Annotated in this window: 22 protein-coding genes; 17 read left to right on the forward strand and 5 right to left on the reverse strand. The window is 56.2% G+C overall.

The features are described from left to right. The first annotated feature begins 26 nt into the window (after nt 1–26). From def to secG, 17 genes are all read left to right on the forward strand, one after another. Nucleotides 27–527: a peptide deformylase gene (def, locus tag KBX14_RS01670; RefSeq protein WP_070477062.1), complete on the forward strand. Its 501-nt coding sequence runs from the start codon at nt 27–29 to the stop codon at nt 525–527. Next, nucleotides 527–1,459 (forward strand): methionyl-tRNA formyltransferase, encoded by a 933-nt coding sequence (fmt, locus tag KBX14_RS01675; protein ID WP_070362411.1) that lies wholly within the window; start codon nt 527–529, stop codon nt 1,457–1,459. The genes def and fmt overlap by 1 nt, the downstream gene beginning before the upstream one ends. Next, on the forward strand, nt 1,456–2,910 hold the full coding sequence (locus tag KBX14_RS01680; protein WP_256041727.1) for an RsmB/NOP family class I SAM-dependent RNA methyltransferase: 1,455 nt from the start codon (nt 1,456–1,458) through the stop codon (nt 2,908–2,910). The genes fmt and KBX14_RS01680 overlap by 4 nt, the downstream gene beginning before the upstream one ends. A 4-nt stretch (nt 2,911–2,914) precedes the next feature. Further along, nucleotides 2,915–3,580 carry a ribulose-phosphate 3-epimerase gene (gene rpe / locus KBX14_RS01685; protein ID WP_256041728.1) on the forward strand — a complete coding sequence of 222 codons (666 nt, stop codon included), beginning with the start codon at nt 2,915–2,917 and terminating at the stop codon, nt 3,578–3,580. Beyond that, the gene (ribD, locus tag KBX14_RS01690; protein WP_370687046.1) at nt 3,580–4,542 is read left to right on the forward strand and encodes a bifunctional diaminohydroxyphosphoribosylaminopyrimidine deaminase/5-amino-6-(5-phosphoribosylamino)uracil reductase RibD; all 963 of its coding nucleotides are present in this window, start codon (nt 3,580–3,582) and stop codon (nt 4,540–4,542) included. The genes rpe and ribD overlap by 1 nt, the downstream gene beginning before the upstream one ends. Further along, entirely contained in the window at nt 4,542–5,129 is a 588-nt protein-coding gene (locus KBX14_RS01695; RefSeq protein WP_070362415.1) for a riboflavin synthase, read from the forward strand. Before ribD ends, KBX14_RS01695 begins: the two co-directional genes overlap by 1 nt. Before the next feature lie 11 nt (nt 5,130–5,140). Continuing rightward, nucleotides 5,141–6,409, forward strand: a complete 1,269-nt coding sequence (locus KBX14_RS01700) for a bifunctional 3,4-dihydroxy-2-butanone-4-phosphate synthase/GTP cyclohydrolase II (RefSeq protein WP_070977199.1) — start codon at nt 5,141–5,143, stop codon at nt 6,407–6,409. Beyond that, entirely contained in the window at nt 6,410–6,898 is a 489-nt protein-coding gene (gene ribH, locus KBX14_RS01705; RefSeq protein WP_256041730.1) for a 6,7-dimethyl-8-ribityllumazine synthase, read from the forward strand. Nucleotides 6,899–6,943: 45 nt separating this feature from the next. Continuing rightward, nucleotides 6,944–7,477 carry a PH domain-containing protein gene (locus tag KBX14_RS01710; RefSeq protein WP_256041731.1) on the forward strand — a complete coding sequence of 178 codons (534 nt, stop codon included), beginning with the start codon at nt 6,944–6,946 and terminating at the stop codon, nt 7,475–7,477. A gap of 15 nt (nt 7,478–7,492) precedes the next feature. Further along, nucleotides 7,493–9,568, forward strand: coding sequence for an excinuclease ABC subunit UvrC (uvrC, locus tag KBX14_RS01715; RefSeq protein WP_256008153.1), 2,076 nt, complete (start codon nt 7,493–7,495; stop codon nt 9,566–9,568). A gap of 13 nt (nt 9,569–9,581) precedes the next feature. After that, nucleotides 9,582–10,472: an RNase adapter RapZ gene (gene rapZ / locus KBX14_RS01720; RefSeq protein ID WP_070477070.1), complete on the forward strand. Its 891-nt coding sequence runs from the start codon at nt 9,582–9,584 to the stop codon at nt 10,470–10,472. A gap of 37 nt (nt 10,473–10,509) precedes the next feature. Continuing rightward, nucleotides 10,510–11,478, forward strand: coding sequence for a uridine diphosphate-N-acetylglucosamine-binding protein YvcK (gene yvcK, locus KBX14_RS01725; protein ID WP_070976866.1), 969 nt, complete (start codon nt 10,510–10,512; stop codon nt 11,476–11,478). A gap of 47 nt (nt 11,479–11,525) precedes the next feature. Then, nucleotides 11,526–12,500, forward strand: coding sequence for a DNA-binding protein WhiA (whiA, locus tag KBX14_RS01730; protein WP_070362421.1), 975 nt, complete (start codon nt 11,526–11,528; stop codon nt 12,498–12,500). A gap of 381 nt (nt 12,501–12,881) precedes the next feature. Then, on the forward strand, nt 12,882–13,895 hold the full coding sequence (gene gap, locus KBX14_RS01735; RefSeq protein ID WP_070976869.1) for a type I glyceraldehyde-3-phosphate dehydrogenase: 1,014 nt from the start codon (nt 12,882–12,884) through the stop codon (nt 13,893–13,895). 105 nt (nt 13,896–14,000) lie between these two features. Next, complete coding sequence (gene pgk / locus KBX14_RS01740) at nt 14,001–15,218, forward strand: phosphoglycerate kinase (protein WP_070362423.1); 1,218 nt, start codon at nt 14,001–14,003, stop codon at nt 15,216–15,218. Between the two features lie 24 nt (nt 15,219–15,242). Continuing rightward, nucleotides 15,243–16,025 carry a triose-phosphate isomerase gene (gene tpiA / locus KBX14_RS01745; protein ID WP_070976872.1) on the forward strand — a complete coding sequence of 261 codons (783 nt, stop codon included), beginning with the start codon at nt 15,243–15,245 and terminating at the stop codon, nt 16,023–16,025. Nucleotides 16,026–16,138: 113 nt separating this feature from the next. Continuing rightward, entirely contained in the window at nt 16,139–16,375 is a 237-nt protein-coding gene (gene secG / locus KBX14_RS01750; RefSeq protein WP_070362425.1) for a preprotein translocase subunit SecG, read from the forward strand. A gap of 79 nt (nt 16,376–16,454) precedes the next feature. Here the strand turns inward: secG and pgl are convergent, their stop codons facing one another. The 5 genes from pgl to tkt all read right to left on the reverse strand — a co-directional run bounded on the left by pgl (nt 16,455) and on the right by tkt (nt 22,964). Continuing rightward, nucleotides 16,455–17,183: a 6-phosphogluconolactonase gene (pgl, locus tag KBX14_RS01755; RefSeq protein ID WP_256041732.1), complete on the reverse strand. Its 729-nt coding sequence runs from the start codon at nt 17,181–17,183 to the stop codon at nt 16,455–16,457. Between the two features lie 25 nt (nt 17,184–17,208). Next, a complete protein-coding gene (locus KBX14_RS01760; protein WP_070362427.1) occupies nt 17,209–18,123 on the reverse strand; it encodes a glucose-6-phosphate dehydrogenase assembly protein OpcA in 915 nt (304 codons plus the stop codon). 32 nt (nt 18,124–18,155) lie between these two features. Further along, nucleotides 18,156–19,694: a glucose-6-phosphate dehydrogenase gene (zwf, locus tag KBX14_RS01765; RefSeq protein WP_070362428.1), complete on the reverse strand. Its 1,539-nt coding sequence runs from the start codon at nt 19,692–19,694 to the stop codon at nt 18,156–18,158. Between the two features lie 12 nt (nt 19,695–19,706). Beyond that, a complete protein-coding gene (gene tal / locus KBX14_RS01770) occupies nt 19,707–20,792 on the reverse strand; it encodes a transaldolase (protein WP_256041733.1) in 1,086 nt (361 codons plus the stop codon). Nucleotides 20,793–20,861: 69 nt separating this feature from the next. Next, the gene (gene tkt / locus KBX14_RS01775; RefSeq protein WP_256041734.1) at nt 20,862–22,964 is read right to left on the reverse strand and encodes a transketolase; all 2,103 of its coding nucleotides are present in this window, start codon (nt 22,962–22,964) and stop codon (nt 20,862–20,864) included. Nucleotides 22,965–23,215 lie beyond the last annotated feature (251 nt).

Genomic DNA, 23,215 nt, shown 5'->3' on the forward strand with positions numbered 1-23,215 from the left:
CCGAGAGGTGGGTAGACTATCGATCCATGACAGTTCGCAGGCTTCGATTGCTCGGGGATCCTGTGCTCAATGAAGTAGCTCAAGAGGTTACTGAGTTTGGCGCTCGGATTCGCACGCTGGTCAATGACATGTTCGACACAATGGATAACGCAGGTGGTGTTGGCTTGGCTGCAAATCAGATTGGCCACAGCCAGAGGGTGTTCGTCTTCGATTGCCAGGGGCTTCGGGGACACATTGTGAACCCGTCGTGGTCGCCGCTTTCTGGGGATAGTCAGCTGGGTACTGAAGGGTGTCTGTCCATTCCCGGTGTTAGGGCCGATGTGGAGCGATATCGCTCCGTAGTCTGCAACGGTGTCGACGCAGAGGGACATCCGTTGTCGATCCTGGGAACAGGACTCCTCGCGCGGTGCATTCAGCACGAGACTGACCACCTTGACGGCGTTGTGTTCTTGGAGCGTCTGTCTGCGGAAGAAAAGAAACAAGCTATGTCACAAGTTCGAACATCAACGTGGTGGAAGGAACGGTAATGCGTATTGTGTTTGCTGGGACGCCAGAACCTGCAGTCGTGGCGCTGGAGGCGTTGCTTCATTCAGAGCATGAAGTAGTTGCGGTGCTCACGCGCCCTGACGCGCCGAAGGGGAGGGGGCGGACGCTTCACCCGTCGCCCGTTAAGAAAGTTGCGCTTGAGCATGGCATTGAAGTACTTGAGCCGAAGACATTGCGTGGTAATGCAGAAATCGTCGAACGTCTACGTGCGATTGCTCCAGATGCGATTCCCGTCGTAGCGTACGGCAACCTTGTTCCGCCTGAGCTGCTCGACTTGCCTCAGCACGGGTGGGTGAACCTCCACTTCTCGCTTTTGCCTGAGCTCCGGGGAGCGGCTCCAGTCCAGGCTGCAATCTTGTCGGGATTGACGACGACCGGTGCCACGACATTCCGCATCGATGAGGGACTCGATACAGGTCCAGTTCTGGCTACGTTTGAGGAAGCGATTTTGCCTACCGATACCGCGGACGATCTCTTGACCAGGCTTGCGTACAAGGGTGCTGACTTGCTTGTTGCCACGATGGATGGTCTCGCCAGTGGCAGCATAGTACCGGAACCCCAGCCCGTGGATGGCACATATGCCCCGAAAATTCAGAGCAAGGATGCTCGGATTCAGTGGGATTGTGACGCCGAAGTAGTTGATCGTACGATCCGCGCATACACGCCAGGACCTGGTGCGTGGACAATGCTCGGTGAGCAGCGTGTCAAAATCGGGCCGGTGTCGATTGGTGACTCGGATACGCTTGGCGCGGGCGAAGTGGCCGTCGAAAAGAATCGGGTGCGAGTTGGGACTGGGACAGTCGATGTGATCTTGCAAGAGATACAACCGCCTGGGAAGAAGCGTATGGCTGCAGATGCGTGGGGGCGCGGGCTCGCAACCGAGACTATTGAGGCAGGGGTGAAGTTTGTATGAGCGGAGGGTTCCGATCCCGGTCTGCGGGGCGTCGTAAGCCTGCCGCGGTAAGCAAGAAGACGGCGAAGGTTGCGCAAAAGCGAACCAACCAGCAAGTGCCAAAGGTTGATATTGGTGACCCTGCTCGTGAGGCAGCGTGGTCGACGCTGATGCGCGTCGACATAGACGGGGCGTTCGCGAACTTGGTCTTGCCAGGAATACTCCGTGAACACAAGGTGCGCGGCAAGGATGCTGCATTTGCCACGGAGCTGACGTATGGAGCACTGCGATCGCTCGGAGTGATTGATGCAGTTCTTCAGGAGTGCTCGAGCCGCGCTATTGCTGATCTCGATGCTGAGGTACGCGCAGCTCTGCGATTAGGCGCTTACCAGTTGCTGTACACCAGAGTCGGGCAGCATGCCGCGGTTGATACTTCTGTGCGCTTGGTTATCGGCGCTGGGAAACAGGGTGCGAAAGGTTTTGTTAATGCGGTGCTGCGAACGATGAGTCGGCAACCCTCGAAGCACTGGATTGACACCTGCAAGCCCAATGAGCCACTGGAGCGCATCGCGTTCGAGCACGCGCACCCTGCTTGGATTGCTCGTTCTTTTGCAACGGCGTTAGGGGTTGAAGCAGATGATCCGGAGCTGGCCGAGGCCCTCGAAGCTGACTCGGAGCGTCCCATCGTGCATCTTGTCGCACGACCCGGCGAGATCTCCGCGGAGGAGTTGGCACTCATCACTGGTGGCGACATTGGCAAGTACTCCCCGTATGCCGTGTATTTGCCTGAGGGGAACCCAGGTGAGCTGCAACCGGTACGCGATGGTTTCGCCGCGGTACAAGACGAAGGCTCTCAGTTGATTGCGCGGGCGCTTGTCCAAGCGACCGTCGCTGACGACCAGGGACGCTGGTTGGACCTCTGCGCAGGCCCGGGTGGCAAGGCTGCATTCATCGGTTCCTTGGCGGCAATTGATGGTGCACGCGTTGATGCAGTCGAGGTTGCGCCTCACCGTGCGGAGCTTGTGCAGAAGGCGACGAAAGGTTTGCCGGTCAGTGTTCGCACAGGGGACGCGACAACCATTGAGCTCGAGTCTGGATACGACCGAGTGCTTGTCGACGCCCCCTGTTCCGGCCTCGGATCGTTGAGGCGTCGGCCTGAAGCACGCTGGACGAAGCACGAGTCAGATATCGCTTCGCTCACCCAGCTACAGCTCAAGCTGCTCAACACAGCCATTACTGCGACAAAACCTGGTGGCGTAATCGTGTACTCGACATGTTCGCCAGATATTCGGGAGACCAGAGGCATCGTTGACGCTGTGCTGGCCACTGGCAAAGTCGAGGAGTGCGACGCACAGCAACTTGTTGCGCCAATGGAAAACGTCGGGCCACATCGTAGTGTGCAGATGTGGCCACACCGCCACGGAACTGACGCGATGTTCTTCGCAGTTCTTCGCAAGAAAACACTAGGGTAGAGGCATGATTTATATTGCGCCGTCCATCCTTGCCGCGAACTATGCAGCTCTCGGCGAAGATGTTGAGAAAGTACCGAACGCCGACATGCTCCACGTAGACATCATGGACGGTCATTTTGTGCCGAACCTTTCCTTCGGTCCGGATGTGACGAAAGCTGTCAACGGGGTGACCGACCAGTTTCTCGACATGCACCTCATGATCGAGGAACCGGAGCGGTGGTTCGAGACCTATGCCAACGCTGGTGGTGATCGAATGATTTTCCACGTCGAGGCAACGAACGACCACGTCGCTGCTGCGAAGCAGTGCCGTGAATTAGGCGTGCAGGCGGGATTTGCTATTAAACCGGGCACACCAATCGAGCCATACCTCGACGATCTTGAGCATTTCGAGGAAGTGCTCGTGATGAGTGTGGAGCCCGGTTTTGGCGGACAGAAGTTCATGCCGGAAGTGCTCTCGAAGGTGTTTACCCTGCGTGACCGCATTCGCGCTGCTGGCTTGTCCACGGTAATTGGGATCGATGGTGGCATCGCCAACTCCACAATTGCTCAGGCGGCCGAGGCCGGTGTGGACGCCTTCGTGGCTGGATCCGCAGTATTCGGCGCAGATAATCCCGCTGAGGCAGTAGATACGCTGCGTCGGATGGCAAAGGAAGCGGCTGGCGTCGCGTGATCGAAGCAGCTATCGCAGCAGGGGATGCAGTCCGCGGGACTACGAGTCCCAATCCACCAGTTGGATGTGCGTTGTATAGCTCAGACGGAGTTCTAGTCGCCACCGGCGCGACGGCCCCCGTCGGCGGGCCACATGCGGAGGTTCAAGCACTTCGTAAGGCAGGAGCTCGTGCAGAAGGCGCTACAGCCGTTGTCACGTTGGAGCCGTGTAACCACACTGGACGAACTGGCCCGTGCACAGAGGCACTGATTTCTGCGGGTGTTGCCAAGGTTGTGTATCTCACGGCTGACCCGAATCCTCTCGCTACAGGCGGTGCTCAGCGGCTTGAAGCCGCGGGTATCGACGTCCGCTTCGAGCCTTACCGCGTTGAAGCCCTTCAGCCTTGGATTTCCTCCATACGCCACAATCGGGTCAGCGTGACCGCGAAGTTTGCGATGACGTTGGATGGGTTCACCGCAGCGATTGACGGCTCCAGCAAGTGGATTACCGGACCTGAGGCGCGCCAGTTCGTGCACCGTGACCGCGCTCAACGCGACGCCATCATCGTTGGGACCGGAACCGCGATCACTGACAATCCTTCGCTCACCGCGCGTAGACCGGATGGAAGCCTGTATCCGCACCAGCCTCGCCGCGTTGTAATCGGCACGAGAGAAGTGCCCGAAGGAAACTTACGCGAGCTAGGCTTTTTGCAGTATCCGACCCCTGAGGCAGCATGCGCAGAACTTTGGGAACTTGGCTGCCGTGACGTACTTGTTGAGGGTGGAGCGAATCTCCTCAGCAGCTTCTTTACCCGCGGTGTTGTCGACCGGGTGCAAGCATATATTGCGCCAAAACTGCTAGGCCAAGGTCGCTCGGTGCTGGACGCTGCACTGGCGCGTACGATAGGCGACGCATTCGAATTTAAGATCTGCGACGTGCACCAACTTGGCGAGGACGTATTGATAGAAATGGAGACTGCATAGTGTTTACAGGACTGGTTGAGGAAGTTGGTTCGGTGGCGTCAATCGAGCCACTCGACGACGCAGTTCGGATCCGTATCGGCGCAGAGACCGTACTTGCAGGAGTGGAACTTGGAGACTCGATTGCTGTCGACGGGGTGTGTCTCACAGTAGTTGAGGCCACAGAAAATTCTTTTACTGCAGACGTCATGCTTGAAACTTTGCGTCGTTCCCGTATCGGTGAATACAAGGAAGCAACCCTGGTCAATCTTGAGCGCGCACTAGCAGTGGGAGACCGACTTGGTGGTCACATTGTGCAGGGGCACGTCGATGCAGTGGCGACACTTCAACATCGCTCGCCTGGTGAGCACTGGGACGTACTGCGGTTTTCGCTCCCTGAAAAAGTACGAAAGTACGTGGTGGAAAAGGGCTCTATCACGATCAGCGGGATCTCGTTGACCGTCTCTGCAGTAGGAGATGGTTGGTTTGAAGTCTCGCTCATCCCTGCGACCCTACAGGCGACGACCGCAGGTTCATGGAAATCAGGCGATTCGGTCAACATCGAAGTCGATATCATTGCCAAATACGTTGAGAACATGGTGAGGCACTAACATTGGGTTCCATGAATGCTCCTCAGGACTCCGTTGGACGTAATTCGCAGCTAGACACCGTCGAAGATGCAGTAGCAGCTATTGCTCGCGGTGAAGCAGTCGTTGTTGTTGACAACGAGGATAGGGAGAACGAGGGGGATCTTATTTTTGCCGCCGAGTTCGCCACCCCGGAACTCGTAGCGTTTATGGTGCGCTACACCTCCGGATACATTTGCGTCCCGCTCGAGGACGAGCGTGCGGATGAGCTCCAACTGCCGCCCATGGTTGCTCATAATGAGGACGCCCGCGGCACCGCGTACACGGTCACTGTCGATGCAGCGACAGGATCGACAGGTATTTCCGCAACATCGAGAGCTGAGACTATTCGACGCCTCGTCGATACGAAGTATGGGCCGCATGACTTCACTCGTCCGGGCCATATCGTGCCTCTGCGCGCACGCAAGGGAGGGGTGCTCACGCGGGATGGACATACCGAGGCCTCAATCGATCTCGCGCGCTTGGCAGGACTTACTCCGTGCGGTGTGTTGTGTGAAATCGTGTCCGAGGAGGATCCGACGGATATGGCGCGGTTTGATGAACTGCGCAAGTTCAGCGACCGGCACGGTCTCAAGATGATCTCCATCGAGCAGCTTATTGCTTATCGACGCCGCCATGAGATGACAGTCGAGCGCACTGTCGAAACCAAGTTGCCGACCGAGTTCGGTACGTTTGCCGCGTACGGTTATCGCAATCGCATCGATGGTTCCGAGCACATCGCATTGGTAGTCGGGGACGTCGCGAACTGTGACGATGTACTTGTGCGGGTTCACTCCGAGTGCTTGACGGGGGATGCCTTTGCGTCGAAGCGGTGCGACTGTGGTCCGCAGCTCCACGAGTCGATGCGTCGGATTCAAGAAAAGGGTTGTGGTGTGCTCGTGTATGTTCGCGGGCACGAGGGGCGCGGTATCGGACTCCTCGCCAAGCTCGAGGCCTATCGCCTGCAAGACCAGGGCCTTGACACCGTTGATGCCAACCTTGAGCAGGGGCTGCCCGTCGATGCCCGCGAGTATTCGGTTGCCGGACAGATTTTGAAAGACCTTGGTATCATTTCGTTTACACTGTTATCCAATAATCCGGAAAAGGTGGAAGCGCTCAGCGGCTTCGGTCCGATCGTGAAAGAGCGGGCTCGAATCGAAATTGTGCCTACTCACGAGAACATCCGGTATTTACGAACCAAGCAGTTGCGCATGGGGCATGATCTCCCGTTGGCTGCTTCGTGGACTGAGCAGGAGGACGATTAGATGGCAAGTGTCGGTGCACCTGATGCGCAGACGATAAGTGGCGAGGGCTATACAGTCGCCATTGTTTCGACACTGTGGAACCAGAAAATCGTGGAGCGTCTCCGGGACCGGGCGATCTCGACTGTCCGAGAAATGGGTGCTAAGTATGTGGAATTTACCGTCGCTGGCGCGTTAGAATTGCCGGTTGTGGTGCAGGCCTGTGCTCAGCGTTACGACGCTGTCGTAGCGCTAGGGTGCGTAATTCGAGGTGAGACGGCGCACTTTGAGTACGTTTGTGACTCGGTGACCGCAGGGTTGACCCGCATCGCACTCGACGAATCAACGCCCGTCGGAAACGGAGTACTCACCGTCGAAGAAGAAGACCAGGCCTACGAGCGTGCTGGTGGAGAGGACGCGAAGGAAGACAAGGGCGCGGAAGCCGTGCAGGCAGCAATCGGTGCCCTCATCGAGCTTGAAAAAGTCCGAGCGACCCCGAAGAAACATTCATAACTGAAAGAACGTAGCGTGTGCTACGGCAGCGAGGAGTAAAGAGTAGTGAGCGAAGAACAGTCGGTTGCACGCAAGATTGATGAAGCGGAGCTTGCATACCTCAACGCACTAGACCCACACGCTTCGATCTCGACTAAGCCGTGGGAGCTGACGATTCGGTCCCCATTTCTGAAGAAAGTCGCAGCTGTATGCATTCTTGTGCTGATGGCCGTGCACATCTTCATGGCCGCCGTCGTTGACGTGGAATTTTCGGGCCTCACAATTACGTGGCTCGACAAGTTTGCTTTCGTTGGAGTCGGTATCATCCTCTCGATTCTGACCTGGCTCGTGTTGACGCGGCCGTGCGTCCAGGTCAATGAGGATGGTGTCGAGGTAGCCAACATTATCGGGATGCGATTTTACCCCTGGCTAGTTATCTACGGGCTTTCGTTCCCAAAGGGCGCCCGAATGGCCAGGCTAGAGCTTCCGGACTTTGAGTACGTTCCACTGTGGGCGATTCAGGCTGCAGATAAAGAGCTAGCGTTGCAGGCAGTTGCGGAGTTCCGCGAGCTCGAAGCTAAGTACATGCCGTCAGAATAGGGAGCGCGGAGCGTTTTGGCTGATCCCACTTCCTACCGTCCGGCTCCAGGGACGATCCCCACCGACCCAGGTGTTTATAAGTTTCGCGACCCTCATGGTCGCGTCGTCTACGTCGGTAAGGCGAAGAACCTGCGAGCTCGACTCAGCAACTATTTCCAGCCACCGGCGCAGCTCCATCCGCGAACGCGCCAGATGGTATTTACCGCCAGCTCCGTGGAGTGGACGGTTGTAGCGAGCGAAGTTGAGGCGCTGCAGCTTGAGTACACGTGGATCAAGAAATTCGATCCCTGGTTCAACGTCATGTACCGGGATGACAAGACGTATCCCATGCTCGCTGTGAGCGTGAAAGAGCGCTACCCCCGGGCATTCTTCTACCGGGGGCCGAAACGAAAAGGTGTCCGCTACTTTGGGCCGTTCTCGCACGCGTGGGCCGTACGCGAAACGCTTGATCTATTGACGAGAGTGTTTCCGATTCGTACCTGTTCGAACGGTGTGTTTAATCGACATGAGTCGCTCGGGAGACCATGCCTGTTGGGCTACATCGATAAGTGTTCGGCACCGTGCGTACAACGTGTTGATCAACAGGAATATGACGAGATTGTTGCCGGGTTCCTCTCGTTTATGGGCGGACGAACAGAGCACGTTGTCAGATCCCTCAAGCAGCAAATGGCTACTGCGGCAGAACAACTCGAGTTTGAAAAGGCAGCGCGTCTTCGCGATGACCTTGGCGCACTGGACAAAGTGATGGAGCGCCAAGCCGTAGTGCTCAGCAGTGATACGGATGCTGACATCATTGCTATGGACAGCGATGAGCTGGAAGCAGCTGTGCAAATCTTTAACGTTCGTGGTGGTCGCATTCGTGCCCAGCGAGGCTGGGTCGTTGAGAAGACCGGCGACGAACCCGGCAGTTTGGACCGGTTAGAAGAGGGGGAAAAGGACCCTGCAGTTCCCACACTGATGCAGGACTTTCTGGTTCAGTACTACTCAGATGCCGTTGAGCGTGACGCCCAGGAGCGAAAAGAAGACCTGCAAATTACAGAGCAATTCCGACGAAGGGGCGTCGATAAGCAATCGCATCGCGAAGCGGTGCCGAGTATTCCGGTGCCGCGTGAAATCCTTGTTGCGGAACTTCCAGAAGAGTTGGCCGACGTCTCTACGCTATTGACACAGCTTCGAGGTGCGCAGGTTGACATCCGCGTGCCGCAACGTGGCGACAAAGCGGCGTTGCTGGAGACAGTCCACCGCAATGCCGCTGAAGCACTCCATCAGCACAAGCTGAAACGCGTAGGCGATCTCACTGCCCGTTCACAGGCATTGCAGGATATTCAGTCGGCGCTTGGCATGGATGAAGCTCCGTTACGAATTGAGTGCACCGACATTTCTCATATTCAGGGCACAGACGTTGTGGCGTCGCTGGTCGTGTTTGAAGATGGTCTGCCGAAGAAGAACGATTACCGGCGATACCAAATCAAAGAAGCAGCCGGCGATGGGCGCTCCGATGATGTTGGGTCGATAGCTGAGGTCACTCGACGGAGGTTTAAGCGCTACCACGAGGACAAACTCGCCAATCCCGACGAAGAAGTAAGCAAGATGATGTTTGCGGAGGAGGCGAGTGAGGTTGCTTCCACTGGCAATCAACGATTTGCCTATCCACCACAACTGTTTATCGTCGACGGCGGAAAACCACAGGTAAACGCAGCACAGGCAGTATTCGATGAGCTTGGCATCGTGGATGTGCAGCTCATCGGGCTGGCAAAGCGACTGGAAGAGATCTGGGTTGCCGATGACGATGAACCAATCATTTTGCCCAGAAACTGCGAGGGTATGTACCTGCTGCAACAGATACGAGACGAGGCTCACCGCTTCGCGATCACCTATCACAGACAGCAGCGTTCGAAACGGATGAGAGCATCAGTACTGGACAACGTACCGGGGCTGGGGCCTGCTCGGCGAAAAGAACTGGTGAAGCATTTCGGCAGTGTCAAACAGATTCGCAAGGCTTCGCTTGAGCAATTGCAGGAGGTAGCGGGGGTCGGGCCGAAGTTGGCAGAGACGATTTACGAGCACCTACACAAGGACATCGAAGCCTAGCTAGTATGGGCCTATGACTTCGCCTTTATTACCTGCATCCGAATCTCGTCGCCCTGTGATAATCACCGGGCTTTCTGGTGGTGGTTTGTCGACTGCCGCGAAAGTTTTTGAAGATAAGGGATACTTCGTTTCCCAGAATCTGCCTCCGCAGCTCATTCTCGATCTTGTCGAGATGTCAACTGCGGACGATTCCCCCGTTGACCATCTTGCTGTAGTCACTGATGTACGTGCCAGGATGTTCAATGGCTCGTTAATGGAGACGATTGAGGCGATTGAGGCAAAAGGCCTATCTCCGTTCATCTTATTTCTCGACGCCCGCGATGAAGTCCTTATCCGCCGATTCGACAGTGTGCGACGTACGCACCCGTTGCAGGGCAATGACACGCTGAAAGAGGGGATCGAACGGGAGCGAAAGGAGATCGCCCCGGTTCGGGAGCGTGCAGATCTCATTATTGATACGACACACCTCTCAGTTCACGACCTGCGTCGGTCGATTGAGGCCTCTGTTGGCGACCTCTCTGCACCGAAACAGCACGTCACCGTGGAGTCGTTTGGGTTTAAACACGGGACCCCTCGTGATGCGGATTTAGTGTTGGACGTACGGTTTTTGCCAAATCCGTTTTGGATCCCCGAGCTTCGGGAGTTTCGAGGTATCGATGCACCAGTCGCAGACTATGTTCTGTCGCAGCCTGGAGCGAAGGCATTCGTCGATAACTTCTTGACAATGCTGAAGGATATGCTCAAGGGCTACCGTCATGAAGGTAAGGACTTTATCACTGTTGGGATCGGCTGTACTGGCGGGCACCACCGGTCAGTCGCAATTTCGGAGGAGATTGTACGCAGGCTTCGGGAGTCCGATGACGTGGACGTCAACGTCTTGCACCGTGACTTGGAACGCAACTAGCTGCTCTTTATCGTTGGAAAGAAGCACTGATTAAATTATGGGACCTGCATTTACTTGCCTTGGGGGAGGGCACGGTTTATACCAAACACTATTGGCGGCGCGGGCGGCTGAGGCTCGAGCCATCCACGCCGTGGTAACAGTTGCTGACGACGGAGGCTCATCCGGTCGGCTACGCCGTGAGATGGATATCATTCCGCCTGGTGACCTGCGGATGGCGCTCTCAGCCCTGACCGCGGATGACGAAGATGGCGCTCTGTGGAGAGATACATTACAACACCGATTTGGCGGAAATGGAGCGATGGCAGGGCACGCAGTTGGCAATCTGCTCCTTGCCGGACTAAGCGAGGAACTCGGCGATATTCAGCAAGCGTTGGACGTCATCGGCTCATGGACAGGCGCACAGGGCAGGGTTGTTCCTATGAGTCCTATGCCTCTCGACATTGAGGCCGATGTCGCGGGGTTAGACGACGACCCCCGTGTTTTGCGTTCTGTTCGCGGTCAAGTTGCCGTTGCCACCACACCCGGAACTGTGCGACGCGTCCGCCTTTTGCCCCACAATCCTCCCGCAACCGACGAAGCAGTGCAGGCGATCATGGACGCAGAAGTGGTGACAATCGGGCCTGGATCGTGGTTTTCGTCGGTGATTCCGCATCTACTCGTTCCGGACATTGTCCGCGCGTTGAATGAGACGTCCGCGTTGGTAGTTGTAGTGCTGAATCTTTCTCCGGAGGCAGGAGAGACACCGGGATTTAGCACGGAACGCCATATTCATGTCTTCGAGCAGCACGCTCCGAACCTGCATGTTGATGTGTTCCTGGCTGATAACTCAATTAGCCCGACGGAGGGCGAACGCGTTCATCTCGGGCGAGCCGCGGATCGCGTGGGTGCAACTGTATTGTTCCGAGATATTCATGAAGTTGATGATCAGTACCGCAACACAAACCGGCATGATCCACGCAAGCTTGCACATGAGCTGCTATCTCTCGTTCGTGATTTTCACGCATAACGTGCGCTACACTAATCCACCGATGTTTTTGTAGAAAGGATCACTCGGTGTCGCTGACCGCCAAAACCAAAGAAGAGCTGCTTCGAACTCCAATAGGAGCGAAGTCTGCCGCGGCCGCCGAGGCATCCGCGTTAGTTCGGTTTGCAGGAAAACTTGACGCCTCAATCCACGGGGTAACTATGATTGCGGATTTCGCGGAAGAGGCGGTGGCACGTCGCTTAATCCTGATTCTTGAAACTCTTTTCATGAGCTCACCAAAGTTCGCCGTGGTTTCACCTGGCTCGGCGACAAAGGAAACGAAATACGAAGTACGTCTAGATACTGGTGTTGAAGCGCTGTATCGGCGTCTAAATCTTCGGACGCAGTCTGGTCATCTCGTGGTAGGTATGCCCCCGCAAATCGTTTCGGGAGAAATTGCTGAAGTTGAAGCCGCGTGGCGGGGTGCGTTCCTCGCTAGGGGAGCGCTCACAGAGCCGGGCCGAACTGCCGCTTTAGAGGTCGAGTGCCCATGCGAGGAAGCTGGGCTTGCCCTAGTGGGGTTAGCGCGTCGTCTTGGGTGCCACATCAGAATGCGGGAGACTCGCGGTGTTGAGCGTGTACATGTCCGTGATGCGGAGACGATAGGGGTGCTTCTCAGTCGAATGGGTGCGCCTCTTGCTCGCCTGGAGTGGGACGCAAAACTTCGGGAGAAGCAAGCGCAGATGCGTGGCGGTCAACGGTTGGCAACTTTTGACGACGCCAACACCCGCAGAAGCGTACATGCTGCGACGGTAGCCGCTCAGCGTGTGGAACGTGCGATGGAGATCCTCGGCGACGATGTGCCTGAGCATCTCGCCGAAGCCGGATACCTGCGTGTTGAGCACCGGCAAGCCTCGCTTGAAGAACTTGGCCGGTTGGCTGACCCACAGATGACGAAGGATGCGGTCGCTGGGCGAATTCGTCGGCTGTTGTCCCTTGCTGACAAGCGGGCTGCTGAGCTCGGTATAGCGAACACTCGCGGTAAAGACACGAAGGCAACATAGAGCGTTCTGGGGCGCTCCCAGACCGCCCTGTGTGCAACATCACAATTTCGGGGGATAGCGCACAAGCAGTTTCGCCAGATACGCCCCGCGGGGGTAAAAGAGATTACCTTTGTCGTTGTTTGAGTCGCATTAGGTGTGGCTTTGGCGGTAAACAGACATTCATGCTTGGTGAAATTATGAGACGATACCCCCGGTTTCGCCGTCTCTTTGGTGATGCACCTTTAGGGCGTCTCTTGCGGCATCGTGGCCATGCACATGTTGAAATCTCTCGCTAAACTGATGAGCAACGGGCTGAACCAAGGAGCTCACCGAGAACGGAAAGAGATTGGTACCGGCCCATCAGCAAGTCTCAACAATTTCCGACATAGAGGAGTAAAGACTGTGACTATTCGTATTGGCATTAATGGCTTTGGTCGTATCGGCCGCTCGGCATTCCGCATCATCCTGGATCAGTACTCGAGCGACCTTGAGGTCGTGAAGATTAATGACCTGACCGACAACAAGACTTTGGCCCACCTTGTCAAGTACGACACAGCGTATGGCCAGCTCGGCCGCGACGTTGAGTACGACGAGTCCTCCATCACCGTTGATGGTCACCGCATCGAGGTTACCGAAGAGAAGGACCCATCCAAGCTCGCATGGGGCGACGCAAACGTCGACATCGTCCTTGATTGCACCGGCCGCTTCACCGATGGCAATGACGCAAAGGCTCACATCGAGGCTGGCGCTAAGAAGGTCATCATCTCCGCACCGGGTAAGAACGTCGATGGCACCTACGTCTGGGGCGTCAACCACACCGACTACAGCAATGATCAGCAGATTATCTCCGCTGCATCTTGCACCACGAACTCCCTTGCACCAGTCGCGAAGATTCTGGAAGAGCAGTTCGGCATCAAGTCCGGTCTGATGACCACCATTCACGCTTACACTGGCGACCAGCGCATTCAGGACGCACCTCACAAGGACCTGCGTCGTGCCCGTGCAGCAGCTCAGAACATCGTCCCAACGACGACGGGTGCTGCTAAGGCAGTTGCCCTGGTTCTGCCTGCACTTGAGGGTAAGCTGGATGGCTTCGCAATGCGCGTGCCAACGATCACCGGTTCCGCAACCGACCTGACCGTCGAGCTGAACAAGGACGTCACCGTTGATGAGGTGAACGCAGCAATCAAGAAGGCTGCTCAGGACCCAGAGTTTGGCAAGGCGCTTGAGTACACCGAGGATCCAATCGTTTCCTCCGACATCATCGGCAACACCCATGGTTCCATCTTCGATGCTGGGATGACCCGCGTCATCGACGGCAACCTGGTCAAGCTGATTGCTTGGTACGACAACGAGTGGTCCTACACCTCTCAGTTTGTCCGCATGACGAAGCACGTCGCGGATAACTTGGCATAAGACCTAGAACGGCCCGGGTGTGCAGTACGCACACTTCGGGCCATTTCTTTCGCTACTGTTTGAAAAGAAAACTACTGCAAACAACAGTCAACTGAGGAGAGTCCCATGACAATGAAAACGCTGCAACAGCTTCTGGATGAAGGCGTCGAAGATCGCCACATCCTGGTCCGTTCTGACTTCAACGTTCCGCTTGATGAGGACGGCAATATTACCGATGCTGGTCGTATCGACGCATCACTGCCAACTTTGAAGGCGCTCTTGGAAGGTGGCGCGAAAGTCATTGTCATGGCTCACCTCGGCCGCCCAAAGGGGGAAGTGAACCCTAAGTTCTCCTTGAAGCCAGTGGCTGAAGCCCTAAGTGAGCGCCTAGGTCAGTTCGTAGCGCTCGCCGGTGATGTTTCTGGTGAGGATGCACATGAGCGGGCAAATGGGCTTACCGGTGGCGAGATTCTGCTTCTCGAGAATGTACGCTTTGACCCACGCGAGACCTCGAAGGACGAGGCTGAGCGCACTGAGTTCGCAGCTGAGCTTGTAGCACTAGCTGCGGACAACGGCGCGTTTGTTTCTGACGGTTTCGGTGTAGTACACCGCGCTCAAACCTCCGTCTACGACGTTGCTAAGAAGCTTCCTGCCTACGCTGGTTACCTCGTCGAGAAGGAAGTCAAGACTCTGAGCAAGGTGAAGGATGCTCCAGATCATCCATACGTTGTTGTGCTTGGCGGTTCGAAGGTTTCCGACAAGTTGGGAGTCATCGAGGCACTTGCGGCGAAGGCCGACAAGGTAATTATCGGTGGCGGCATGTGCTACACCTTCCTGGCTGCACAGGGCTACAACGTTCAAAACTCTTTGTTGCAGGAAGACATGATTGAGACCTGCAAGGACCTCATCGGCCGTTTCGGCGACAAGCTGCTATTGCCTGAGGACCTGATCGCAGCGTCTGAGTTTGCAAAGGATGCAGAGAAGCAGACCGTCGCGGCCGATGCTATTCCGGAAGGCTGGATGTCTCTCGACATTGGCCCGAAGACTGCCGCGCGTTATGGTGAGGCGCTGAAGAGCTCGAAGACCGTGTTCTGGAACGGGCCAATGGGCGTCTTCGAGTTTCCAGCGTTCGCCTCTGGCACAAAAGCCGTTGCTGAAGCAATGATCGCTGCTACGAAGGACAACGGGTCCTTCACGGTGGTCGGTGGCGGCGATTCCGCAGCATCTGTTCGCATTCTGGGCCTCGATGAGGCTGGATTCTCCCACATCTCTACGGGCGGTGGCGCATCGCTCGAGCTGATCGAGGGCAAAGAGCTGCCCGGCGTTGCTGTACTTGGACAGTAGTCGTTGTTGAAAAGGAGTATGAATATGTCTCGCAAACCACTGATTGCTGGTAACTGGAAGATGAACCACGACCATCTCGAAGCAATCGCTTCGGCCCAGAAGCTGGCGTTCGCCTTCCCGAAGGACGGCTATGAGTTCGTGGACGTTGCATTGACCGTGCCGTTTACCGACCTTCGTTCTATCCAGACTCTCGTTGAAGGCGACAAGCTGCAGATCACGTATGGTGCACAGGACGTGTCAGCACACGATGCTGGTGCCTACACTGGTGAAGTTTCGGCCACAATGCTGGAGAAGCTTGGCTGTACGTGGGTAGTTGTCGGCCACTCAGAACGCCGTGAGTACCACGGTGAGGACGATGAGCTAGTTTCCCGCAAGGCAAAGAAGGCACTTGAGCACGGCATGAACCCAATCGTGTGTGTCGGTGAGCCGCTAGACATTCGCGAACAAGGCACCCATGTCGACTACGTCGTAGAGCAGACGAAGAAATCCCTGGACGGTTTGAGCAACGAGGAGTTGGAGAAGACCGTCATTGCATATGAGCCGGTATGGGCTATCGGCACTGGCAAGGTTGCCTCTGCCTCCGATGCGCAGGAAGTGTGTCAGGCTATTCGCGGCCTGATCCGTGACTTGGCCGGTGATGCGGTTGCTGATGGCATCCGTATTTTGTACGGCGGATCCGTAAAGACGGAAACTGTCGGTGAGATCATCGCTCAGCCTGATGTTGACGGTGGTCTTGTCGGAGGTGCGTCTCTTGACGGCCAGGATTTCGCGAAATTGGCTGCTGCGGCTGCCCAGGCAGTACAGTAGATTTGCAAGATATGTCGCTCGGACCAGAGCGCGTCGAATAACACCATTCGGTGACTTCGTGTAGTCTGGTCCGAGTTACATCAATGTAGGTTTTATAGTGAGGATTTACCACCATGACGTTGGCTCTTGAGATCGTGCTCGTAATCGCTGCGGTCTTGATGACAGTGTTCGTGCTGCTTCACAAAGGCAAGGGAGGCGGGCTTTCGAGCCTGTTCGGTGGTGGCGTGCAGGCTAACCTGTCCGGCTCCACTATCGTGGAGAAGAACCTCGACCGTTACACGGTTATCATTACGCTCATCTGGCTTGTATGCATCGTGGGCCTGAATCTTATTCAGACTTTTGCTGCCTAGCCGCTAGCAAAAGGCCCGCCTGGAGCAATAAGCTTCCGGCGGGCCTTTTCGTTGGTCGGAAATCCGAATCTGCGGGAATCTAACGTGGTGCCGCGTCCTCGGTGACCCACAAGATCGTTTCTTCCTTGCCGACAGCACCGGCCGCTGGCCAGTCAAGATACTCTGCCCGGTTTGCAACTGCGGACGCAGCTTCTGCCTTCTCTGCACCAGAAACAAGAAGCCAGACCTTTTGTGCTTTCCGAACAGCAGGTAGTGTCAACGAAACACGTTCCGCAGGTGGTTTTGGTGAATCCGTCACAGCAACAACCAGAGCGGCGTCCTCTCTCACAGCAGGCGTATGTGGGAATAGCGAATTAATGTGGCCTTCACCGCCCATTCCCAGTAGATGGAGGTCGAACCCCTCAGGCGCCTCAACTTTCAGGTGCGCTTCATAACGAGTGACAGCGGGCTCCATCGTCCCTCCGTCCAACCCATACCCGAAAATGTTTCCTTCTGGGATATCTATATGATCGAGCAACGCTGCCCGGGCCTGGCCTTCATTCGAATCAGGATGGCTGACGGCTACGTTGCGCTCGTCGCCAAAGAATAGCTTCACCCTGGACCAGTCGGTATCTGATGAAACTAGGGCTGCAAGGAACCGGATTCCGGCTGTTCCGCCAGTAAGCACAACACGTGCGGTTCCGTCGCCGTTTACACCACCGGTAGGGGAGCTGTGGATCTCTGAAATCAACGTTTGGAATGCGGAGGTGGAGACGTCGATAAGCTGTTCGAGGTCTGCAAATTTTTTGGTCTTGACTGTGTTGGACATCCGTCGACCCTCTTTCGGTGCGAAGTTAAGGGAGGTTATGTAACAATGCCCGAGCATACATGGCGTCAGGATCGAGGTGGCGTAGCTCCTCAGCGAGGCATTCTGCGTCCGAGCGAGCACTCAGTGCAACAAACGCATCAGGGTATCCCGGTACGGAAACTCGCACGGTGTGCTCATCAACAATTTGTACCTGCACAGAGCCTTGTTCGCAGTCCAGCGATAGGTGTTGGATTGGGGAGCCAGGAATGGCGTCGGCGCCTGCTACGTTTTGCACAGTTACCTCAACGCCAAAGCAGGCATCGAGCCAAGAGGCTGCGATTTGTACGCTTGGATGCTCGGTAATACCGCTGAGCAAGATCCGGCGTGGTTGCTGTTTATAGCGGTCGAAAGCTGAGGCGACAACGCCGCGCCATGGCGTGATTTTAGACCACATCATGTCCGAATCACCTGGGACGTACGCCTTAGCCAGCTGCTCTATGCATTCTGCCCCCATAGTGCGCCACGCATTCGTGATTCTGCGGTGCGCGATATTACCCAGCTCTGCTTCTGCAGGAACATCTGGCACAGTTGTGGGCCACCAAGCAACGATAGGGGTATCGGGCAGCAACAGCGGGGTGACCACCGCGTCAAGATGCTGCGTAAGTTCACCGTGGAGAGTCATGACAACCATCTCAGAGGCGCCAGCGTCCGCCGCGACGATTACCTCTGCATCCATCCAGGTTTGCTCGCTCTGGCAGTCGAGCAACAAGACGAGAACTCGAGCCGGGTGCTCCATGGTCGCGTTCCGGACCGTCTCCAGAATAGAATCGACATCATCCTCCGCATGTGCAGCAACCAAGAGCGTGAGCACGCGCCCGGTCGCCAACGAATAATTTTCACGAGCCTCTAGGAGCGCTGTGGACACATCGCGGGTGGTCGTGTCGGGAAGAGTGACAATCAAGGATTAAGCCTCACGTTCGTTGTTTGCACACATTATGGACGACGCCATTGGCGGCCGTCCTTGGCCAGCATCGCGTCTGCTGATGCGGGCCCCCAAGTGCCCGCACGATATTCATCTGGATGTCCGTGCGACTCCCAGTAGTTGAGAATTGGATCGAGGATTTCCCAGCTCCGCTCGACTTCCGCATTGGTTGGAAACAAGCTAGATTCGTCGAGTAGTGCATCGAGGATGAGCCGCTCGTATGCTTCGGGAGACTGTTCCGTAAATGCCTCCGCGTACGAGAAATCCATGTTGACATCCCTAACTTCAAATGCAGTTCCAGGCACCTTGGAACCAAAGCGCATCAGCACGCCTTCGTCCGGCTGCACGCGGATAACGACTGCATTGTTCGTAAGCAGTTTTGTCTGATCGTCTTCGAACGGCTGGTACGGAGGACGCTTAAAGACCAGGGCAATCTCAGTCACTCGACGCCCGAGGCGCTTACCAGTGCGAAGGTAGAAAGGAACACCTGCCCAGCGACGCGAGTTTATCTCTAACGTACAGGCCGCATAGGTTTCGGTTGCAGAGTTGGGGTCAAACCCGGACTCCTCCCGGAGCCCGATTACGCGTTCAGAACCTTGCCAGCCCGCTACGTATTGCCCGCGTGCGGTTGTCTCATCGAACGGCTCGACGGGAGTCGTAGCGCGGAGGACCTTGAGTTTCTCCGCACGAAGACGCCCCGGGGAGAACGACGTCGGCTCCTCCATAGCGATCAAGGCAAGCAGCTGAATCAGGTGGTTTTGGATGACGTCTCGTGCTGCACCAATACCGTCGTAATAGCCCGCGCGGCCACCGAGCCCAATATCTTCAGCCATCGTGATTTGTACGTGGTCGATGTAGTGCGAATTCCACACTGGTTCAAACATCTGGTTTGCGAAACGCAGAGCCATAATGTTCTGCACGGTTTCTTTGCCGAGATAGTGATCGATTCGGAATACGGATCGCTCCGGGAACACTGAATTCACTACTCGGTTTAGCTCTTTGGCGGATTCCAGATCATGCCCGAATGGCTTCTCGATGATCACTCGGCGCCAGCCGTGGTCTTGAGGCTGTGCCATTCCACTGCGGTCCAGCTGGTGGACAACGCTCGAAAAGTGCTCGGGCGGCACAGAAAGGTAAAAGGCCCAGTTTCCGTTCGTCCCCCGTGTTTCATCGGTCGAGCGCAGTGTATTGGCTAGGGCGTCGAACGCGGCGTCGTCATTAAACGAGCCCGAGACGAACTGCATACCTTCTGCGAGCCGGTCCCAAACGTTCGTATTAAACGCGGTGCGGGAAGATGCTTCAACGGCTTCACGCACATAGTCCTCAAAATCTTGTTTAGACCAGTTTCGACGCCCAAACCCGACGAGAGCAAAGCCCGGTGGGAGGAGACCCCGGTTCGCGAGGTCGTAAATTGCCGGCAGGAGCTTTTTCCGAGCTAGATCTCCAGTTACACCGAAGATCACCATCCCAGACGGACCCGCAATGCGGGGAAGCCGCTTATCCTCGGGGGACCGAAGCGGGTTCACCCAATGCGTGCTCTCGTCACTCACATGTACTCCTTTTTATTGCAGCTTTTCCGACATGGAATTTAGCAATTCTTGCCACGCATCAACAAACTTATCGACGCCCTCCTGCTCGAGGACTCGCACGACATCAGACAAGTCGATCCCTGCAGCGGTGATAGCGTCAAACGTCTTCTGCGCGTCGTCAGCACTGGCAGACAAAGTATCGCCGTGAAGACTGTCGCTAGCCAGGGTGGCGTCGATAGTTGATTCCGGCATGGTGTTGACCGTGTTTGGGCCAGCCAGCTCAGACACATACAACGTGGCAGGGTACTCAGGGTTCTTTACACCAGTCGAGGCCCACAGCGGGCGTTGAACGTTGGCACCAGCTGGAAGGTCATCCAACGAAGAAAATTCCTCAAGGAACAAGCGGTATGCCAGTTGAGCGTTTGCCACGCCTGCTTTGCCTCGCAACGCAAGTGCTTCAGAAGTAGCAATTTGCTCAAGGCGAGCATCGACTTCGGTGTCCATGCGAGACACGAAGAATGAGGCAACAGAATGAATGGTTGAGACATCGTGGCCGTTGGCTGCAGCCTGCCGAATACCTTCCTTGTACGCGCGAATGACCTCGCGGTAGCGCTCCACAGAGAAGATCAGCGTGACATTCACTGAAATACCAGCTGCCAGTGCTGCTGTGACTGCTGGCAACGAGGCGTCTGTGGCTGGAATCTTGATCATTGCATTCGATTTACCCACGCGTGCCCACAGCTCTTTCGCTTGAGCGATCGTCTTCGCTTCGTCGTGAGCATAGCGGGGGTCAACCTCGATGGAAACGCGACCATCAAGGCCGTCGGTCGCATCGTAGATGTCCCGGAAGATGTCGCACGCGTCGCGGACGTCGTCAATGCTCATCGCGTAAACCGCCTCGTCGGGGCTGGCACCTGACGCTCTCAACTGTTGGATTTGCTCGTCGTACGCGCTTCCAGTCGACATTGCTGAAGCAAAAATTGCAGGGTTGGTTGTCACGCCAACGACCGACTTCTCACGTTTGACTGCTTCTAGATTGCCAGTGGCGATGCGCTGGCGAGAGAGATCATCCAGCCAAGTGGACGTGCCGAGCTCCCGAAGCCTTTCAACTGTGTTCATGCTCAGATTCCTTTCTAAAAAATGGGCCTGGCCAAGCTAGGGGAGGGCTTGACCAGGACAACTCTTCAACTATCGCTGCACCGCTGCTACAGACGCGCGTCCGGCTGCTGCAACGTTGTCTGCTGTAAAGCCGAACCGCTCGAAGAGCTCTGGACCTGGTGCGGAGGCACCAAAGTGCTCCAAGGAAACACACTGACCGGCGTCGCCTACAAAACGATGCCATGGCATGGACAGACCGGCCTCGACAGAGACCCTTGCTCGAACCTCTGCAGGAAGTACCGATTCAATGTACTCCGGCGATTGCTGCGTAAACCACTCCATGCAAGGCACCGAGACAACTCGAGTTCCGATACCTTCGGCTTCCAAGGACTTCGCAGCCTCAACAGCAAGCTGCACTTCCGAGCCAGAAGCCATCAGAATCAAATCAGGCGTCGGGGTAGAGGAGTCCACGAGTACGTACGCACCGCGAGCAACACCTTCGAATGCCTTTTCCTTTGTGCCCTCAAGCACAGGGAGGTTCTGACGGGAAAGCGCCAGTGCCTTCGGCATCGGCGTAGCCTCCAGCGCAGACTTCCACGCAGCAGACGTTTCATTCGCGTCGGCCGGTCGGATCACCGCCATATCCGGGATGGCTCGAAGCGCAGTGAGCGTTTCAACCGGCTGGTGGGTCGGACCGTCTTCGCCCAGGCCGATCGAGTCGTGCGTGAAGACGTAGTAGCCGTCGATACCTGAAAGTGCTGCGACGCGAATTGCCGGGTAGAGATACTCGGAGAAGATCAGGAACGTACCGCCGTAAACTCGTGTGTTGCCGTGCAGTGCAATGCCGTTCATGATCGCGCCCATGGCATGTTCGCGGATGCCGAAGTGCAAATTGCGACCGTACGGCTCAGCGCTGAACATATCGGTAGAAATCGCCTGAGGCCCGAACGATGCAGCCCCCTTGATAAGGGTGTTATTGGAGCCTGCAAGGTCTGCGGAGCCACCCCAAAGCTCTGGAAGGGCCGCAGCCGCAGCCTGGATTACTGCTTCAGAAGCCTTACGGGTAGCAAGGCCCTTTTCGTCAGCGTCCCAAGTTGGGAAGTCCTGCGACCAGTTGGATGGGAGCTCTCGAGCCGTCAATCGGTCAAACAGGGCCTTCTTCTCTGGGTTGGCCTCAGCCCAAACAGCAAACGTCTCGTCCCACTGTTTACGCTTCGCAGCACCACGGTCCCGGAGCTTTCGAGTATGGGTGATAACGGACTCTTCCTCCGGGAAGTGAATCTCCGGATCAAAGCCGAGAATCTTTTTGACAGCTGCGATTTCTTTCGCACCGAGAGCTGCGCCGTGTACTGCACCCGTGTTTTGCAGCGTAGGAGCAGGGAAGCCGATGACCGTCTTTACCTGAATGATCGTTGGGCGATTGGTGTCGGACTGTGCTTCCTTGATCGCTTTCTCAATCGCGACGACGTCCTCGCCGGACTCAACCGTTAGTGTTTGCCAGCCGTAGGCCTCGTAGCGCTTCATAACGTCTTCAGTGAACGCGATCTGGGTATCATCCTCGATCGAAATCCTGTTGTCATCCCAGAATACAATCAGGTTTCCGAGCTGCTGCGTCCCTGCGAGAGATGAAGCCTCCGATGTGACACCTTCTTGAAGGCAACCGTCTCCAGCCACGACGTAGATGAAATGATCGAACGGCGATTCGCCAGCCGGAGCCTCAGGGTCAAACAGGCCACGTTCCCGGCGCGAAGCCATCGCCATACCAACTGCTGATGCCAACCCCTGGCCGAGCGGGCCAGTTGTAATCTCTACGTGGTCCGTGTGGTTGTACTCAGGGTGACCGGGAGTCTTAGCACCCCAGGTACGAAGCTGCTGGAGGTCTTTGAGCTCAAGTCCCATGCCCCCCAGGTAGAGCTGAACATACTGTGTCAGGGAAGAGTGGCCGTTTGACAATACGAAGCGATCGCGCCCTGCCCAATGTGGGTCAGCGGGGTCTACATTCATCACCCGCTGGTAGAGCGTATATGCAAGAGGTGCGAGCGACATCGCGGTGCCTGGGTGCCCAGAGCCGCAGTTTTCCACGGCGTCAGCCGCGAGGATTCGGGCTGTATCAACTGCCCGCGTATCCACGTCGGTCCAGTCTTCGGGATAGTTACGTACAGTTTTTGCTTGAAGTTCAGCTGAAAGCGTCACAGAATCCTCGATTCATGCTATGGAAACAGAACAGGACCCAGCCTAGTGTAAAACTCGCTTTGTGGTGGTGACACCCAACGGTGTTGTGCGAAGAAAACTCGCGGGTGTAGCCGCCACGTTAATTCTGACAAATTGGTGAGCGGAGGCTAACATCACCGGGAGGGTCAAAGTATAAGAGGGCTGAAAAGATCATCGTGTAATGCGTTGCGGTACCATATCAGCCGAAATGCTCGACACCTGAACGCGAACCA

Source organism: Corynebacterium sp. CCUG 61414 (genome assembly GCF_024453945.1).
Lineage (GTDB): Bacteria > Actinomycetota > Actinomycetes > Mycobacteriales > Mycobacteriaceae > Corynebacterium > Corynebacterium pseudogenitalium.

Bases quoted from the DNA above. Each gene is read 5' to 3' on its own strand.
- yvcK (WP_070976866.1), top strand. From the start codon at position 10,510: ATGGGACCTGCATTTACTTGCCTTGGGGGAGGGCACGGTTTATACCAA.
- fmt (WP_070362411.1), top strand. From the start codon at position 527: ATGCGTATTGTGTTTGCTGGGACGCCAGAACCTGCAGTCGTGGCGCTG.
- pgl (WP_256041732.1), bottom strand. From the start codon at position 17,183: ATGTCCAACACAGTCAAGACCAAAAAATTTGCAGACCTCGAACAGCTT.
- KBX14_RS01700 (WP_070977199.1), top strand. From the start codon at position 5,141: ATGAATGCTCCTCAGGACTCCGTTGGACGTAATTCGCAGCTAGACACC.
- pgk (WP_070362423.1), top strand. From the start codon at position 14,001: ATGACAATGAAAACGCTGCAACAGCTTCTGGATGAAGGCGTCGAAGAT.
- tpiA (WP_070976872.1), top strand. From the start codon at position 15,243: ATGTCTCGCAAACCACTGATTGCTGGTAACTGGAAGATGAACCACGAC.
- rapZ (WP_070477070.1), top strand. From the start codon at position 9,582: ATGACTTCGCCTTTATTACCTGCATCCGAATCTCGTCGCCCTGTGATA.
- secG (WP_070362425.1), top strand. From the start codon at position 16,139: ATGACGTTGGCTCTTGAGATCGTGCTCGTAATCGCTGCGGTCTTGATG.
- rpe (WP_256041728.1), top strand. From the start codon at position 2,915: ATGATTTATATTGCGCCGTCCATCCTTGCCGCGAACTATGCAGCTCTC.
- def (WP_070477062.1), top strand. From the start codon at position 27: ATGACAGTTCGCAGGCTTCGATTGCTCGGGGATCCTGTGCTCAATGAA.
- tal (WP_256041733.1), bottom strand. From the start codon at position 20,792: ATGAACACAGTTGAAAGGCTTCGGGAGCTCGGCACGTCCACTTGGCTG.
- KBX14_RS01680 (WP_256041727.1), top strand. From the start codon at position 1,456: ATGAGCGGAGGGTTCCGATCCCGGTCTGCGGGGCGTCGTAAGCCTGCC.
- ribH (WP_256041730.1), top strand. From the start codon at position 6,410: ATGGCAAGTGTCGGTGCACCTGATGCGCAGACGATAAGTGGCGAGGGC.